The 17228-nt window shown below is 51.5% G+C and carries 11 protein-coding genes and 3 tRNA genes; 5 read left to right on the forward strand and 9 right to left on the reverse strand.

Annotated elements, in window-relative coordinates:
• Positions 1 to 259: 259 nt before the first annotated feature.
• From rpsO to rimP, 7 genes are all read right to left on the reverse strand, one after another.
• Complete coding sequence (rpsO, locus tag VRZ32_RS06230) at positions 260 to 529, reverse strand: 30S ribosomal protein S15 (protein WP_414524813.1); 270 nt, start codon at positions 527 to 529, stop codon at positions 260 to 262.
• Between the two features lie 29 nt (positions 530 to 558).
• A complete protein-coding gene (truB, locus tag VRZ32_RS06235) occupies positions 559 to 1614 on the reverse strand; it encodes a tRNA pseudouridine(55) synthase TruB (protein WP_414524814.1) in 1056 nt (351 codons plus the stop codon).
• A complete protein-coding gene (rbfA, locus tag VRZ32_RS06240; protein WP_414524815.1) occupies positions 1604 to 2044 on the reverse strand; it encodes a 30S ribosome-binding factor RbfA in 441 nt (146 codons plus the stop codon). Before rbfA ends, truB begins: the two co-directional genes overlap by 11 nt.
• A 199-nt stretch (positions 2045 to 2243) precedes the next feature.
• The gene (gene infB / locus VRZ32_RS06245) at positions 2244 to 5282 is read right to left on the reverse strand and encodes a translation initiation factor IF-2 (protein ID WP_414524816.1); all 3039 of its coding nucleotides are present in this window, start codon (positions 5280 to 5282) and stop codon (positions 2244 to 2246) included.
• Positions 5283 to 5308: 26 nt separating this feature from the next.
• Positions 5309 to 6112 (reverse strand): RNA-binding protein, encoded by an 804-nt coding sequence (locus VRZ32_RS06250; protein WP_414524817.1) that lies wholly within the window; start codon positions 6110 to 6112, stop codon positions 5309 to 5311.
• Complete coding sequence (gene nusA, locus VRZ32_RS06255; protein ID WP_414524818.1) at positions 6072 to 7688, reverse strand: transcription termination factor NusA; 1617 nt, start codon at positions 7686 to 7688, stop codon at positions 6072 to 6074. Before nusA ends, VRZ32_RS06250 begins: the two co-directional genes overlap by 41 nt.
• 3 nt (positions 7689 to 7691) lie before the next feature.
• A complete protein-coding gene (rimP, locus tag VRZ32_RS06260) occupies positions 7692 to 8414 on the reverse strand; it encodes a ribosome maturation factor RimP (protein WP_414524819.1) in 723 nt (240 codons plus the stop codon).
• Between the two features lie 614 nt (positions 8415 to 9028).
• Between rimP and VRZ32_RS06265 the strand changes: the two genes are divergently transcribed.
• From VRZ32_RS06265 to VRZ32_RS06285, 5 genes are all read left to right on the forward strand, one after another.
• A complete protein-coding gene (locus VRZ32_RS06265; protein ID WP_414524820.1) occupies positions 9029 to 9409 on the forward strand; it encodes a TIGR02300 family protein in 381 nt (126 codons plus the stop codon).
• 193 nt (positions 9410 to 9602) lie between these two features.
• Positions 9603 to 9678: transfer RNA gene (locus VRZ32_RS06270), tRNA-Ala, on the forward strand.
• A 141-nt stretch (positions 9679 to 9819) separates the two neighbouring features.
• Positions 9820 to 9895 (forward strand) — tRNA-Ala (locus VRZ32_RS06275).
• Positions 9896 to 10434: 539 nt separating this feature from the next.
• Positions 10435 to 11886, forward strand: coding sequence for a hypothetical protein (locus VRZ32_RS06280; RefSeq protein WP_414524821.1), 1452 nt, complete (start codon positions 10435 to 10437; stop codon positions 11884 to 11886).
• A 206-nt stretch (positions 11887 to 12092) separates the two neighbouring features.
• A complete protein-coding gene (locus tag VRZ32_RS06285) occupies positions 12093 to 12473 on the forward strand; it encodes a CesT family type III secretion system chaperone (protein WP_414524822.1) in 381 nt (126 codons plus the stop codon).
• Between the two features lie 77 nt (positions 12474 to 12550).
• On the opposite strand, the gene VRZ32_RS06290 is transcribed toward VRZ32_RS06285, so the two are convergent.
• Positions 12551 to 12628, reverse strand: a tRNA-Pro gene (locus tag VRZ32_RS06290).
• Positions 12629 to 12798: 170 nt separating this feature from the next.
• Entirely contained in the window at positions 12799 to 16374 is a 3576-nt protein-coding gene (locus tag VRZ32_RS06295) for a hypothetical protein (protein ID WP_414524823.1), read from the reverse strand.
• Between the last annotated feature and the right edge of the window lie 854 nt (positions 16375 to 17228).

Here is a 17228-nt window from a genome sequence, read left to right on the forward strand (position 1 = left end):
TGGTCGGCTACCAGTGAATGAAAAGCTTTTGCTTTTCGGCATATCAAGGCAGCCCATCTTGATGGGCTGAGTCGTGCGTGAACAGCGATGTTTAGCATCACACTGTTCCCGTAACGTAACGTTGTCTATCCAACAAACGTTGCGCGAAGATTATGTGCAGCGCTATTATTAGCCCTTAATGGCAATCTGTTGCGCGCACACCAAAAGCCCGGGATGCGGTGTGCCCCCCGGGTCATCTGGCAAAATCGGTGGTAACCGATCAGCGGCGGATACCGAGACGGCCGATCAGCGTGCGGTAACGCTCTTCGCTCTTACCTTTGAGGTAGTCAAGCAGCGAACGACGCGTTGATACAAGCTTCAGCAGACCGCGGCGCGAATGGTTATCCTTCGCGTGGGTCTTGAAGTGACCGGTCAGGTTGGTGATGCGCTCGGTCAGGATCGCGATCTGAACTTCCGGTGAACCGGAATCGTTAGGAACGCGGCCATATTCCTTAAGCAGTTCTTGCTTGCGCTCAGGAGAAATCGACATCGGGGTATCCTTTCTATGTCGTGCGCGCGTTACCGCGCGCTATTGAGGTTGAAAACACGTCGGGCAACGATCTCTCCCGCTTCCAAATCTGCCACGGCGACAAGTTGTCCCTGGCAAATTACGGCAAGCGGGCCTTCAATGATCGGCGCGTCCCGTCCGCGTAGTAGTACGGTCTGACCTCGCGCGAGTCGGACCGCGTCCGCCCTGTTAATGGCCAGCGCCGGGATGTCGTCCAGCGCGGTCTCAACAGGCAGAAGTACTTCTGGCAAAATTGCCGGAGTGATTTCATTGTCACCTTCCGGCTTATGACTCAATTCCTGCAATGTCGCTAGTGAAATCGTACGATCGAGCCGAAATGGCCCGACACGCGTGCGCCGCAGAGCAGACACATGGCCAAGGCATCCAAGTGCCCGCCCAAGATCACGGGCAATGGCGCGAACATAAGTGCCCTTACCGCATTCTGCTTCCAGCGTTGTGCTTTCGCTGGTGTGTTCAATGATGGTCAGCCGATCGATAATGACAGGACGGGCTTTGAGCTCTACGACTTCGCCTTCGCGAGCGAGGTCATAGGCACGTTCACCGTCTACCTTGATGGCCGAAAACTGTGGTGGCACTTGCATCAGCTCGCCTGTGAATTGCGACAGCAAAGCTTCCACATCTTCACGGGTTGGGCGCTTGTCAGTTTGGCCCGTAACCTTGCCCTCGGTATCGTCGGTATCGGTTTCAGTGCCCCAGCTGACGGTGAATGCATAAGCTTTGCGTCCATCCATCACATAAGGAACGGTTTTCGTGGCCTCACCCAGCGCAATCGGCAAAATGCCTGATGCAAGTGGGTCCAGCGTTCCCGCATGGCCTGCTTTTTTAGCATTAAGCACGCGTTTAACTACGGCAACCGCATGCGTCGAGGTTATCCCGACAGGCTTATCAAGAATAAGCCAACCATTGACATCACGCTTGCGTCCACGTGCGTCGCCCTGCTGTCGACGTTGAGGCCCGCGCCCGGAACGTGAACCCGCAGGCCTTGGTTCTCTGGCTTCAGATGCAAGAGAAGCGATGGCTTCTGTTTGATTGTTTTCACCGGTCATGATCGCCATCGTCATTATTTAGGCCGTCTTCTTGCTCAGCTTGGTCGATCAATGGCAAGCGGTTACCGCGAAGCAGACTATCCATATGGCTTGCTTCGTCGAATGTTTCGTCAAGTCGAAACCGGACATCGGGTGCGTAACGTAGATTAACCCGGTGTGCGACCTCGGAGCGAATGAGTTTACGGTTACGCTCCAGCGCTGCAAGCACGGGCTTTGCATCTTTGCCGCCCAGGGGAACAATATAAGCCGTTGCAAGCCGCAGATCAGGCGACATACGCACTTCAGGAACCGTGATAACATGCGTCTCAAGCACATCATCATGCACGTCGCCGCGCATAAAGATGTCAGCAAGAGCATGGCGAACAAGCTCACCGACGCGCAAAACACGCTGGCTCGGGCCAGCGCCTGTGTCGAATTTTTTTCGGGACATGAATCTGCCACCCGGAGTTGGACCGGGGCCTTTCCATCTTTGCAATATCACGTCTTCAGAAAAAGCGGTTATCGCTTTTTCGATTGAAGGCGTTTCAGCTCAATAACTTAGAGCATATTGAGCGATTCAGGGAATCGCGAAAATGCTCTAATGAAAGAAACGAGGAGAGGCGAGCCTCTCCTCGTTGATCGTACGCTGATTAAAGCGAGCGGCGAATTTCTTCGACGGTGTAGCATTCGATAACATCGCCGGCGCGCATGTCTTGATAGTTTTCAAATGACATGCCGCATTCCTGACCTGCAACAACTTCCTTGGCATCGTCCTTGAAGCGCTTGAGCTGCGAGAGCTTGCCTTCATGGATAACGACGTTGTCGCGGATGAGGCGTACGTGCGCACCCTTTTGCACAACACCATCGGTGACAAGACAACCTGCTACCTTACCGATCTTGGACACACCGAAGATCTCACGGATCTGGGCATTCCCCAACATATGCTCGCGCAGTGTAGGCGCTAGCATGCCTGACATCGCCGCCTTAACATCGTCCACGAGGTTATAGATGATGTTATAATAGCGAATTTCGACGCCTGACCGCTCAGCCGATTCACGGGCTTCTTTATTGGCACGCACGTTGAAGCCAATAACCACCGCGCCTGATGCCTCTGCCAGGGTGATATCAGATTCCGTGATCCCGCCAACACCCGTGTGGATGATGCGTGCTGATACTTCGTCGTTGCCGACCTTCTCCAACATGCCCACGATGGCTTCTGCAGAGCCCTGCACATCCGACTTGACGACGAGTGCGAATTCCTTGCGGCCCGCACCTTCTTTCAAATCGCGCATCATATCTGCCAACGACCGTGCTGCGCCTGCGCCCCGTACCGCCGCAAGATCGCGCTTCTGGCGGATGCGGTAGCCGGTGATTTCACGTGCACGTGCTTCCGATTCAACAACAGCCACGCGATCGCCCGCTTCAGGCGTACCATTAAATCCAAGCACTTCCGCAGGTACGGATGGTCCCGCTTCGCGAATCTGCGAGCCGGTGTCAGCAATCAGGGCACGTACACGGCCCCATTCTGCACCCGCTACCACAATATCACCGACCTTCAATGTGCCGCGCTGTACGAGCACAGTTGCAACTGGTCCGCGACCACGATCAAGCTTTGCTTCAATAACCGTGCCTTCTGCAGAGTGATCAGGATTAGCCTTCAGCTCAAGAATCTCGGCTTGTAGCTGAAGACCTTCAAGCAGCTTGTCGAGGTTGGTGCCAACCTTTGCCGATACTTCGAACTCAAGCGTTTCACCGCCCATCGATTCGACTACGATACCATGCTGCAACAGTTCTGTACGAACCCGCTGCGGGTTAGCACTTGGCTTATCGATCTTATTGATCGCTACGATCAGCGGTACTTGAGCGGCTGTTGCATGGTTGATAGCCTCAATGGTTTGCGGCATGACACCGTCATCAGCTGCAACCACGAGCACTACGACGTCTGTTACCTTTGCACCGCGAGCGCGCATTGCTGTAAAGGCGGCGTGGCCAGGAGTATCAATGAAGGTAATCTTGCCGCCCAGAGGGGATGTGACCTGATACGCACCAATATGCTGCGTGATACCACCCGCTTCACCAGATACAACATTCGCATTGCGAATTGCATCGAGTAGTGACGTCTTACCATGGTCAACGTGACCCATGATGGTAACAACTGGCGGACGCGGCATAAGCTCTTCCGCATTGTCTGGAGCTGTGTTGAACAGGCCCTCTTCAACATCCGCTTCAGCAACACGCTTAACCGTATGACCAAGCTCTTCCGCGATCAGCTGAGCTGTATCAGCATCAATCACATCAGTAATCTTGTGCATTTCGCCTTGCTTCATCAGCAGGCGAATCACGTCAACACCACGCTCAGCCATACGAATGGCGAGTTCCTGAATGGTGATCGTTTCAGGAATAATCACCTCACGGCTGATCTTTTCCTTTGGTTCCACATTCTGCTGGCCACGCATACGCTGCTGGCGACGGCGGTAAGCCGCGACCGAATGTGTACGCTCGCCCAGATCCCCCGCTGTTGCGGCAGAAACAGTAAGGCGACCTCGACGCTTTTCATCACCAGTGCCTTTGGAAGGCTTTGGTGCTGGCGGCAACGCGGCGCGAGCCGGAGCACCGCCACCAGGACGGCGTGCTTGACGTGGCCCATCACTATCATCCACATCGCCGCCGATACGTCCACGACCAGGTGCACCGGGCGCTGCGCTTACAGGCCGACGCGGTGTCGTGTGATCTGCAGCAGGGGCAGGAGCCGCACTGCCACTGCCAGAGCGAGCCGGGCTGCCCGAGCGCATAGGAGCGCGTTCAGAGCGAGGTGCCGTTGAAGGCTCACCACCTGCAAGACGACGACGGGCCTCTTCTTCTGAACGACGCTTGATTTCATCGTTCTGGCGGCGACGCTCATCTTCCTCGCGCTTACGCGCTTCGGCAGCTTCTCGTTCAGCCTTTGCGCGCGCATCACGCTCTGCGCGCAGTTTTGCCTCTTCAATCGCCCGACGGCGATCATCGTCTTCGCGCTTTTTAGCCTCTGATAAAGCTTGCAGACGTGCATCGCGCTCGTCATCGGTCAATGTGCGAAGCACAACACCCGATCCTCCACGCTGGTTGCCTGAACGATTACCTGGACGTGTGTTTCCACCGGAACGTCCACCTGGAGCCGCAAGTGTACGCCCTTGAGGGGCTGCAGGGCCGGTGCGAACCGGATTAGCTGGAGCAGCCGGAACACGTGGCGCTGCTGGGCGCGGAGCAGGCGCAGCAACAGGAGTTTCCTCCACCTTAGCTGCAACTGGTGCTGCTGGTGCAGGTGCGGTGTCCTCAGCTTTGGGAGCTGCTGGAGCGGGGCCTGCTGTCACAGATGCTTCAGGTGTAGCTATTGCAGCAGGTGCTGCAGCTGGAGCGGGTTGCTCATTTGCGACCGGGTTAACCGGCGTTTGTGCTGGGGCAGGCGCTGGGGCAGACGTCACCGCCGCCGCAGGCGTCGAAGGGGCAGCCTGTACAGGCGTTGCCTCTTTCGTCTCAGCGGTTGTCGGTGCCATTACCCGGCGCTTAACCTTTTCTACCACAACGGCTTTTGTGCGCCCATGAGAGAAGCTTTGGCGCACGACGCCCTGTTCGACAGGGCGCTTCAGCGTCAGCGTCTTAGAGGGCGTCACGCTTAGCGTCTTGTCGTTCGGGTTCTTTGTATCGGTCATTCCGTCGGTGTCCTGCGCCTTCGCGTTCATTCTTGCCCCAAGATCGCCTGGTCAGCGAGCTTTCCCCCAGTCATTTCCCCACCTTGGGGATTTGCTGGTGTATCGGAAGCCTCTGTTGGCGTCGATAATTCTGTCATGCGATAACGTGCCAGCCTTTGCCAGCGCGTCATGAAACCGTCGCTTCCAGATCCGGCGACAACAGCTGCATGTATCACATGTATGCGGCCTAAAGCCAAATCCAAATGTGCGCCTTCAAAACAATCAATGACAGGAACAGCATCCGGTTCTCGATTGTGTCTCTCTTGCAACGGTTGACGACCACGAAAAAGAGCTTGTGCAATTTTTCGCCGACCGTCTGCCGCTGCTTCCCGTGCGTGTATCACTGCGGCAATCTTGACTTTGCCATCTACACGCGCAGCAAGCTCTTCAACCTTGCCAAAACCCGTCACGACAGCCCCGGCTTTATTGGCAAGTGCCAATGCTTGCATCACATCTCGACATAATAATGCCTCGATATCATCAGCAAGCGTTGCCGTTACCTTAACATTGCTCTTAAGGGCGCGGCTGAAAGTTTTTCCACGCATGGCCTGCAACACAGTTTCCCGTGTTGCCTCAATCCATACACCACGACCAGGTAGTCTGGCACGAATATCTGGCACTAATGTGTCATCAGGCCCAACAACAAAGCGAATCATCGCTTCTTTTGCCATAGGCTGACGGGACACCGCGCAGCTGCGGTTGTCCTCTCGTGCAGATGTTTCGCCTTCTATGCGTGGCAAACCGTTCCCCTTAAGCCTCTTCAGTGTGCGCGACTGCAACTGCGTCTGCATCGCTTGTTGCTTCTTCGTTAGCTATGGACTCGATCCAGCCAGCTGCAACACGGGCAGCCATGATCATGTTTTCAGCTTCTTGACGAGAAACCTCAAAGCCATCCAAGGCACCTTTATGACGGGTAACTTCCTGCCCCTTGCGTTCTGACCAGCCTGCGAGCTCATCCGTTGCGCAACCAGCGAGATCCTCAATGGTACGTATGTCGTTTTCACCAAATGCCACTAGAATAGCTGTGGTTACGCCATCAATGGTGCGCAGTTCGTCCGATACACCAAGTTCTTGACGGCGAGCATCCTGCTCAGCCTCTATGCGGGCCAGATAATTTTGAGCACGCGTCTGAATTTCAGCTGCTGTCTCTTCATCAAAGCCTTCGATGCCCGTCAGCTCACTGATCTCGACAAAAGCGATTTCTTCAACAGAGCGGAAACCTTCCGATGCCAGCAACTGACCTACGACTTCATCGACATCCAGCGCCTGCATGAAAGTTGCTGTGCGCTCGACGAATTCTTTCTGACGGCGCTCAGATTCTTCATTCTCAGTCAGAATATCGATGTCCCAACCAGTTAGCTGAGAGGCAAGGCGCACGTTCTGGCCACGACGACCAATAGCGAGCGATAGCTGTTCATCCGGCACCACGACTTCGATGCGTTCGGAATCTTCATCAAGAACGACCTTCACAACCTCAGCCGGTTGCAGTGCATTGACGATGAAAGTTGCCGAATCAGGCGACCATGGAATGATATCGACCTTTTCACCCTGCAGTTCCTGCACTACAGCCTGCACACGCGAACCGCGCATACCGACGCAAGCACCGACCGGATCAATGGACGAATCGCGTGAAATTACAGCAATTTTGGCACGCGAGCCGGGGTCGCGGGCAACAGCTTTAATTTCCACGACGTTGTCGTAAATTTCAGGCACTTCCTGCGCAAATAGCTTCGCCATAAACTGAGGATGTGTTCGCGAAAGGAAAATTTGTGGACCGCGCGTCTCTCGGCGCACGTCATAGACATAAGCGCGAATACGGTCACCAGGACGGAATGTTTCACGCGGAATCAGCTCGTCACGGCGCACAATAGCTTCTGCACGGCCCATATCGACAATGACATTGCCATATTCAGCCCGTTTAACAACGCCATTGATAACTTCGCCGATCCGATCCTTAAACTCATCGTACTGGCGGTCACGTTCAGCTTCACGCACCTTTTGCACAATAACCTGCTTGGCCGACTGGGCTGCAATACGCCCAAAATCGAAAGGAGGTAGTGTGTCGGAAATCGAATCGCCAATCTGGGCAGCAGGATTATGTCTGCGCGCTTCGATCAGACTAATCTGGGTCGAAGGATTATCGAGATCACGATCCTCAACGACAAGCAGATGGCGCGCCAAACGTAGCTCACCCGTACGCGCATCGATTTCTGCATGAATGTCGGTTTCCGCCCCGTAGCGCGAGCGTGCGGCCTTAGCGATAGCGTCTTCCATCGCCGCAATGACGATGGTGCGGTCAATCACCTTTTCCCGCGCTACTGCATCAGCAATCTGCAGAAGCTCAAGCCTGTTGGCACTGACGGTCATCCGTCACTCCTTCCGTGAGGGGTTTTTCCCAGTCTGGGTTTTTCCGGCTTTTCCCGTGGCGGCTTTGCATTTCTTGGCAAGCGGCTTGTCGCCATCGGGGCCAGGTTCGCCCGGTGCATTATCATTATCCGCCGCGGGCAAGGCCGCGTCGTCAGTATTGTTTGCAGCAGCCTTGGCCGCACGCAGCGCTTCTGTAATAAGCGCGTCAGTTAAAATAAGCCGTGCCTCTCCAATGCTGCGTAATGGCAGGGCAACTACTGGCTCTGCACCTTCAGCAACATCAGGCAATTCTATAAGTGCGCTTTCACCCTCAACACCCCGCAAGATGCCACGAAAACGCTTACGTCCATTCAGTGGCAGCGAAAGATCAACGCGTGCTTCGTGGCCCATCCAGCGCCTAAAATCGCCAGCACGTACCAATGGACGATCAATCCCCGGGGAGGATATCTCCAGATTATAATTGCTGGTGATCGGATCCTCAAGATCCAGAACCGGTGAGACAGCGTGGCTGACAACCTCGCAGTCATCAACGCTCATGTTTCCATCCGGACGCTCAGCCATAATCTGAACTGTGCAGCCATTAAGAGCATTTACCTTAACGCGTACCAGTCGATAGCCCGCGTCCAACAACACGGGCTCAACGATTGCTGCCACACGTGCAGCTACACCCGTTTCGGTGGTCAGACGCGGCTCTAGCAATTGCGGGTCGTTGGTTGTCGGTTCCATAGGTTCTCGCGGTTTCCAAACTTTATTTCTGAAGGCAGCTTATTTCATAAGGTAATGCAGCAACATGCCATCAAATGGAAGTCACACAGCGCCAAACGGAGCAGTCTCTAAGGAGACCACTCATCATAATAGCTCTATTCGACCATTTGATGGGATGGCACATCCTTACCTCTATATGGCTGCTAACGCAAGTGCCGAATGATAGCGAAAATGACAGATACTGCAGGAAGCTGTCTTTACCTTTAATATGCTTATGCGGAATGGGTTGCATTCTCGAAGGGATTTTTCTCAGAAATTAGCTTTGTCTGCAGGTGAGCCCGTTGCGATTGAGAAAAGAAATATCGAATCAATTTTCTTGGTCTTTATCATTTTTGTTTTCATTGTGAGTAACGTTTTTCAGATGGAAATCCGTTCTTTTTTGGTAGAGGCCAATAAAGAATTTGAAATAGCCGATGTATCAATGTGGAGGCTGTTTTAAAGGCTTTCTAACGGTGCATAAACACATAATGATGGTGTTATAGTCGTTACTTGCTCCGCTTTATCGATATTGCCGTTGACACGGACGCAATAGCCCTTTAACGGGATCGCTTCCTACTGAACAGGAGTGACAGAACGTGGCGAAACCGGAACTCGGCACGAAGCGCCTATGCCTGAGCTGCGGCGCCAAGTTTTATGATCTCAACAGAGATCCAATTCTCTGCCCTAAGTGCAGCGCCCCTTTCTATGTGGCAGCTGTGCGCGCTGCGCCTCTCGTATCATCTACGGATGATGAAGATGAGGCGGCAGAAGGGGATGTTGTTGACATTGTCTCGCTTGATGATGTTGCAGCAGAGGAAAGTGCACCTGAAATCGTCAATGATGACGATGATATCGATCTTGGGGATGATGACATCCCTGATGACGATGAGGCGACCTTCCTTGCTGACGACGATGATGACAGTGACGATGTTTCTGATTTGATCGATAGCGATATCGACAACGACGACGAGCACTAAATATACTTGCGAGATCGTGAGTAGAAAACGGTGGATGAGGCCAGCATAAGAGGCTTGACCCTTTTTATGCTGGCGTTATACATGCCACCGTGAAATCTGGCTGGGCATGCCGTGCTAGATTTGCAAAAGTTGCACAAGACGCTTCCCAAAGCGTCTTCTGATCCAAGTGTATGGTTCAGATGTACAACAATAAGGGGTCATAGCTCAGTTGGGAGAGCGCTTGAATGGCATTCAAGAGGTCGGCGGTTCGATCCCGCCTGGCTCCACCAGAATTTATGTCGTTGCTTGCGGTTATTCCTTTAGGGATAATAGCAGTAGCGTTTTGTAAAATGCCGACATGTCGTCGAAGTTATTAAGCAACATTGCTTAGTGATGCTGCTTTGCCCCTCATTATCATGAGGTGGCTGGATGGGGTCATAGCTCAGTTGGGAGAGCGCTTGAATGGCATTCAAGAGGTCGGCGGTTCGATTCCGCCTGGCTCCACCAAATTACGAGTTATTTATCCGTATTTTCTGATCAGAATGAATTGTCTTTTGATCAATTCATGGTTGAGCTGTTTTATGCGGTAAAAATTTATGCTTAATCTAGCTTAATAATATAACGAGATGGCCAGATAAGTATACGTATAAGCGTAAAATAGATATTGCTATCTATGGCTACATTCGATCTGCAAGCTATTTCGGTTTGTGATTTTTTTGATGGCAAGTTACTCCAGTCTTAGACACCATGCTTAAGCTCAATCTTATCTTGCATGGCTTAAGTTATGACGTTATATTACCGTGTCCATTTATCCCTAACCAAGCAAGACTCTTAAATGCCTAAATTTAGCCTCGATTGTGATTTTTAGCACAGAGATCTTAAAGCGCCCGTGGCAGCATTGACATTATAAACGTTGTGTCTCGGATTTTCCTTGACCTTCCACAATCGTACCGGGCATTAAGGCCAAATATGATGACTCTGAATTTGCTAATTAAAGACTTGGCATTATCTTAATAACGGTACTTTAGTAGGGATTTGATTGCGCCATGGCTGGAGAAATCACATCACGTAATGCTCAGGAAAGCCCCATTCATTCAACGAGTGCGGGTCGTGGTGTGGATCCGGCTGCCCTGTTTTTGCAGTCAGGTGGCCTTTATAACGGCGAGAAGATTGCTCCTATTCCGCAAACCAATGCAGCTGGTTTGGTTGAGAGTGTCGAAAATCTTGCTGAATCTGGCGCTATTGCTCTCCAGAATCGTAATCGTACAGCTGGAAGCTCCCAAGGCAACGTGCGTAGCCGCCCTGTTTCGGGGCGTAGTAGCGCCGCTGAAATGCGCGATACGACCTCCTCGACAGCTGACGCTGATGAGCCAGATGCTGTTGTCAAACGTATTTCCACACTGCTGGATGCGTTTGACGGCGGCGGTGGCGGCGGCGGCATGGGGGGCGGTGGTCACGGCGGTGGTGATGCTGGTCAGCAGCAGCGGCAGCATGCACAGTCACAACAGGCTGTGGGGAGCATGGGCAGTGCTTCCTCCAAACAATCCGCTGTTTTGGTCGACCGTTTGAATGCGATTCGCGATAAAGCTCTGGACATTCTTGCCGCGCAACCTGGTATTAATCAGGGGCAGTTGCTTGAAAGCATCATCGATGCTGTTCGTGAAGCATTGGGTGAGCTCAGCTTCGATCACGTCCAGCAGATGACAGCTCTTGAGGTTGCTCGCAGCCATTTTGGTGGGGCTGATGATATCTTTAGTAGCGCGCTCAATTCTCTGCAGCAGGACTATGAGCGGTTTGATGTCGGCGGTTTCCTCAGCAAAGCTGTTCGCAGCACCTTTGATACAATCAACGCTGCAAAAGCTGCGCGCGCGACAATGGAAACGGACCCCACTGCTACGCGCGCTTACCAGCGCCAGCAGTTCCGTGAAAACGTCAAGGCTTTAGGTAACATTATCGAGTCGCTTGAGCGGACGCATCCTAAGATGCCTATGCAAGCCGCTATTTCGGATTACATGGCAATTGCTGGTCATGAGATTAGCAATAGTGATGGCATCAATATCGATAAGCAGTTTCTGCATAGCTTGCTCAGTGAGTTAGCTGCTCTGAAAGCTTTGAACTCAGTATATGATATCACGCTGGAGCTATTGGATAAAACCAATCTACAGGAGAATGATCAGTTCACTGCATCTGTGATGTTGCGTCCTATTCTGGAGTTAGTGGCAGCAACGAAGCCAGTGGATGCAAATGCTATTAGGGAGAACTCCCTTGCTGTGCTGCCAAAGAACATGGACCATGATGACATGTTCCTGTTCACCAATAACCTGGCAGACGCTCATGGGCGCTTACCTGATGCTATTTTCCCCGGCGCTTCATATGAAGAACAGCGTGCGGCTCAGCAGGTTCAGGCTACCGCTGTTCTGAATTGGAGGCATGATTTGGCTGAGGATGAAAACAGGGCCCTTTATGGACCTTCGCCAAAATCACAGGCGGCAGCTTGATAACTGAGTAAAACAGAAATTTATCGCACCAGGTTAATGGGGCGAGAGATCGTTTTATAAAATTTGATGCAAAAACAAAATATATACAATGTCGTGATAGGAGGCGGCTCGTCATCTGCCTCTCGGCGTAGGCCACTAAAATGTTTGCAATGCATCAAGATTTGTAATCATAACTATGAAGCGCATTCCGCTGTTGAGGATAATTGATGACGGTTATGTTCTCAAGCGCCAGCTTGCATGCCATTGAAACCTTTGCATCCCGTATCGGTGTGCCTGCTATACCTGCAAGCGACGGTACCTATTCATTCCGTTTCGAGCAATCCGGTGATTTGTCTTTCATGCCCTCACTTGACGGCAAGCGGTTGGTTATTAGCCTGGTGCAGGCACAAGCATATGCGGATTCAGCACGTGAGGCACGTGCGCTTTCTGCGGCAGGGGCTGATCCGGTAACGGGATACTTTCTCTACGTTGGCATGTCGTCAGAGGGCGCTATCGTTTTTTCATTTATTCTGAATGACTATGAGATCGATACCCCGTCTGTCGAGCGTTGTATAAATAATCTCATTAATGCGCACGCACGGCTGTGAGCTGGTTATAATAGCCAGCAGCGGAGCATGCATTAATTGCTGCTTCTTAAAATAAATCATCAAATTCAATGATATAATGGTCGGAGCGAGAGGATTTGAACCTCCGACCCCTAGTCCCCCAGACTAGTGCGCTAACCGGGCTGCGCTACGCTCCGTGACCAACGGAATCACCGACGCTCATCAAAGGTCGGTTCGTGGTGTTTAGGGAAATACTCGCTTTGATGCAAGCACAAAGATCAAATAGCAGTGATAAGATTGGTGTAACTTAAAAAGAGAACCCGGCGCGTGCGCCGGGCCCAATTGGTTTTGATTCTCTGCCAGCTGATCAGACGAACTGGATGTCAGCCTGTGCAAGGCTGCCACCGCCGATAGCGGAGCCAACCAGCGCTATTTCGTGTACAGCTTCGTTATAGAGGTTCTGGCCATTACCTGTACCCACCAGATCAAAGTCTGTCTTGGTGAAGTACTCGCCGTTGGCTTTGAACAGAACCTGGAAGTCTGTGCCATTCACAGTGTCAACCGTGAACACGCCATCATGGTCAGCACCTGCGTAAGTGCCTTGGCGCACCACCACATTCACAGTGGCTTCGCCGTTGTGGTTAGCTGTTGTGCCGATGAACGACCAGCCCCCTGTATGACCGCTACCATTGTAGAGAGCGATCTTGGTAGAGTTCGGATTATCCACGTCGACGATCAGCGTATCACCTCCGACGGTGAAGTCAGTGATGATGTCGTTGTAAACCGACTGCCCTTGAAGCGTGGATTTTCCTGATTCGCTGTAGATACCCTGGTGATCGCGGTCAAAGTTAAAAACAAAGTTGTCCTTACCTGTGCCGCCGGTCAGAATATCGCGGCCGTCCCGCGTTTGCCCACCGCCGATGATGATGTCGTTGCCAGCGCCGCCATCAATGATGTCGTTGCCGAAGCCTGTCTTGCCATACGGCGCATTATGATAACTGTCATAATCGTTATAGGAACGCTTACCAGCCCCTTCGAGGAAGTCGCCAACGAGGATATCATCCCCATCTCCGCCTGAAAGGTAGTCATTATCACCGTTGCCAATCAGGAAGTCGTTGCCGTTATTCCCATACAAGGAGTCTTCGTCATTGGTTCCGACTACATAATCATTCCCTTTAGAGCCTTTGAAAGTAAAGCCCTCGGAGGCATCAGCGGTGGTCAGAACCGCAAAGTCATACTTGGTGTCATATTTCAGGCCAACTGCCTGTGCTACGTCCTTTCCGAAGTAAACCTGATATCCGTCCTTGGTGATTTCGTGCGCTTGGGATTTGCCTTCAAGTTTGGAAGCGTCAATCGTTTGCACGACTTCGTCCTGGAACCAGAGGCCTGTTACCGTACCGCTGCCCGAGACGTTAATGGCACCATTCGATTGTGCCTCCAGGTCAAGGCCTATCAGGTTATTAAATGCAGCAAGATCTTTATCATAATGACCGCCGCCGCCGCCTTTATTGCTGGGGCCATAGCTACCTGTTGTGATGACTTCAGTAACACTTCCTTGCACATGTCCTGATGTTTCAATGTTCATCACACCAATTGAAGCGGCCTGCAGCCAGTTGTGGCCGTAGGTTTCAATACGTGCATTCCGAAGGTCACGATCCACTTCATACCCTTTGAGGAGGGCGATATTGGAGTGGCCATGTACTTCCAGCTCTTGCGTGCTGCCGTTCAGCTCGATCCAGGAACTGCGACCGCCCTCGACATTGATGCTCGTTACAGTAGCTGCGCGATTGCCTTGAGCGTGGGAATCGTCGGCATCAATGCCCCACGAGCGGATAGTAGCGTAGTTAGCCGCATTAATGACGACCGATTCCAGGTCATCAGCGGCATCACCGAACTGTTCGTTGTATTTTCCATACTCACCTGTTCCGATAACACCTACATCAATCGTGCTATTGGAGGCGCCCTCGATTGTCAGATGCTGCAGGGCGTTAGCTTCTGCCATGGCGGCGTAAGACTCGTTTCCTACAGTCAGATCGCCATCCATTTCGGTCTTGATTGTGAGGTCCTGAACAGTGTTGCCGTCCACAATTGCGGTACCAAAGTGGTTGCCGATCACGACATCACCCGACGACTTGTTGATGATGCTGAGTGATTCAGTGTAACGGCCGGGGAAATCATCATCCACCTGAATGCCGTTTGATAGCATTGCGGCTGCCAGGAAGTTGATGTTCACCGTATCGGCATTGATGACGCGTAATGCCGCCTTATTGCCAGCATTGCCTGCACTGGCCTTAAAGTTAACAGTGAGATCGGCGTAATCCTTGCCATTGTAATCAACTTCAAGACCCTGAGCGAGAGCGCCGTTGACATTGATTGTCGTTAACCCACTGTTGAAGTTATCAAAATCAGCCCGAGAAGCTGACTTGTTGAGGTCGATTGTTGCGAGGCTCCAGTCAATCTTCGACCCATTAAGCTGAACGGCTGCCTGAAAAGAAGCCTCTAGTGTTTCGACATTTGTGATGGTGGGGGTGCGGTTTGGATCGGTTGCCGTGAGGAAGTCCGTCACGATGCGATCGTCACCGTCACCACCGTCATAAACATCGCCCGTTCCCAGTGTATCGCCGGTTTTGAGCACGTCATCGCCTGAACCAAGCAGTGCGGTGAGCTGCGTGAATGTTTTGGACGTATCAAGATGAAGGCTTGAAGTCGCCGCCGAAGCGTCGATTTTTGTCAACGTGCTATCGAGAGCGTCGGTGATGGTGAACACGCCACCTTCGTAGCCGCCTGTGATATTAAGCGTCTCTGTTTTATGACCAATGAGGTCCGCCAAAGTGGAGTCATGCCCATCTGTGTCGTTGATCATAAGGTTGATCGTTTCCACGGCGCCATTCTGTGCATCGTTCGTGGTCGCATGTACCACGCCAAATACTTCATGGACGCCGATATAAGCTTCGCCACCAAACTCATTTGAATCATATGATAATTTGATGGTGTGGTTAGGGTTCCGGGCGTCATCCACGATATTTACGTGCGTGGCGCCGCTTTGGATATCCTTAAGATGGAAATTACCCTGAATGTTGTTCAGGTTAATCTGCCAGATGTCTGTCCAGTTTCTTGTATTGAGAGTTGTGTCAGCGTCTCCACCGGCGGTGACGTCCACCAAGGCGACGCCCGTTACTTTTCCGGCTTGGGTCACGTTGCCATTAACAGACAGTTCAAACACATTGTCTGAAGAGCCTGTGATGGAGTCATTGCCATTGTAGGTATCGTTATTGCCGTTATTTTGCGTGCTGTCCGAGAAGCCCTTAACGGTATCTCCCGCCGCCATCACTACCGTATCGGCAGAGACAGTCAGATTAAACTGCACTTCTGGAGGGGGTGGATCTTGTGGCCAGAAATCAGATTCACGCAGGTTTTCGTTATATGGAAGTGCGTTTCCATCTGCTGCGTAAAGCAAGGCACTTGCGATTGCGGTGTTAGCCGGAACGGTAAATTCAGGTTCAAAGGTGAACCTCGCAACGATTTCTGGCAGCGAGTAGCTGCTATTAACCCAGAAACTTAACCCATTAGCATCGGGCTCGCGGCCGAGAACATTCTGATAGATCTGTGTAATAGCCTGCGCACGTGTCTGGCTCTCAAAATCAAATTTCCATTCCGGGAGATTAGAGAAGTATATTGCCAGATCTACGATATTGCCGGCAGACGTGGTCTGGTAATTCTGAATCCAATAGTTCAGCCCGGCATCATCTGGAATGCGCCCAAATGAAGCTTGATAAAGGCGGAATACCGGGTTCACGGTAGCTTGCGCCGCACCAATGAGGAATGTGTCTAGCGCATCATAGGTAGGGTACGAATTCGCCCAGAGCTGAATTTGACTATCACTTGATACAACGCGGAGAATTGCTTCAGAACGCTGCGTAACAATGTTGATATCTAGAGCCATGATGAATTCCTTCTCTTTCATGGTCAAAGGCACATCAGCGAAAGGTCGCCCCCCGGCGCCCTTAGTGAATTGCTATACCCCTAGATAGACAATTACGCAATAATCCAATACAGCAAATAATACCAATTATGCAGAAAACGCATCAAAAATTACGCGTAATAATATCAAACAGTCTAATATTTAATCATGAAAAATTCATATTTACGACAGTTTGATTGTCTTAATTTGATAATCTGGTTGTCTCTTGAAATAGTCAAGTTTATGTTTGATCATTTCCCACAATGCACATGTGATAATCGATACTTTTTACGTGTTTTATTGCATATTCAGAATGGTCTATATAGAGAATAAATCTATTATTGCTTGTATTAAAAATTATAATTCAGTATTTTGATTGTTATTGTTCTTGGTGTGTTGTATTTCTTCTTCCGCAATCTATAATCGAAAACGCATTGGGTTCGCAATCAGGTATATGATTAACTGTATGGGCGTGCTTGATATAGCAACCGATATTCTTGCGTGGATGTTATGAATGTATCGTCCGAAAATCCCAGCTTGAGCCTTCGATGATTTTGGAAGCAGGGCGCATGCTGAATGTGAGCGCCTGAGCGCGCATGAATGCAGTCCTGATGGTCCTTGAGAGAAGTAAGAGTGCCCGGTTAAGGGAGGTTATTGCCACGTTATTCGCTGGTACAGGGTAACTTGGGGAGCAGTAGGGCTCAACGCTGAAAGTTACAATTGTTGTTCACCAGGGGCCAGATGATCTGCTAAAGCCAGATAGCTAGTATAAATATAAAAAAATTCGGCGGCTTTCGCCGCCGTATTTTGTCGTGCATCAATGACATCTGCATATT

Origin of the sequence: Pseudochelatococcus sp. G4_1912 (assembly GCF_047501465.1) — a bacterium.
Taxonomy (GTDB): Bacteria; Pseudomonadota; Alphaproteobacteria; order Rhizobiales; family Beijerinckiaceae; genus Pseudochelatococcus.

Coding starts and splice junctions, on each gene's coding strand:
- VRZ32_RS06285 (WP_414524822.1), top strand. CDS start 12,093: ATGACGGTTATGTTCTCAAGCGCCAGCTTGCATGCCATTGAAACCTTT.
- infB (WP_414524816.1), bottom strand. CDS start 5,282: ATGACCGATACAAAGAACCCGAACGACAAGACGCTAAGCGTGACGCCC.
- rbfA (WP_414524815.1), bottom strand. CDS start 2,044: ATGTCCCGAAAAAAATTCGACACAGGCGCTGGCCCGAGCCAGCGTGTT.
- truB (WP_414524814.1), bottom strand. CDS start 1,614: ATGACCGGTGAAAACAATCAAACAGAAGCCATCGCTTCTCTTGCATCT.
- nusA (WP_414524818.1), bottom strand. CDS start 7,688: ATGACCGTCAGTGCCAACAGGCTTGAGCTTCTGCAGATTGCTGATGCA.
- VRZ32_RS06295 (WP_414524823.1), bottom strand. CDS start 16,374: ATGGCTCTAGATATCAACATTGTTACGCAGCGTTCTGAAGCAATTCTC.
- rimP (WP_414524819.1), bottom strand. CDS start 8,414: ATGGAACCGACAACCAACGACCCGCAATTGCTAGAGCCGCGTCTGACC.
- rpsO (WP_414524813.1), bottom strand. CDS start 529: ATGTCGATTTCTCCTGAGCGCAAGCAAGAACTGCTTAAGGAATATGGC.
- VRZ32_RS06250 (WP_414524817.1), bottom strand. CDS start 6,112: ATGCAGACGCAGTTGCAGTCGCGCACACTGAAGAGGCTTAAGGGGAAC.
- VRZ32_RS06280 (WP_414524821.1), top strand. CDS start 10,435: ATGGCTGGAGAAATCACATCACGTAATGCTCAGGAAAGCCCCATTCAT.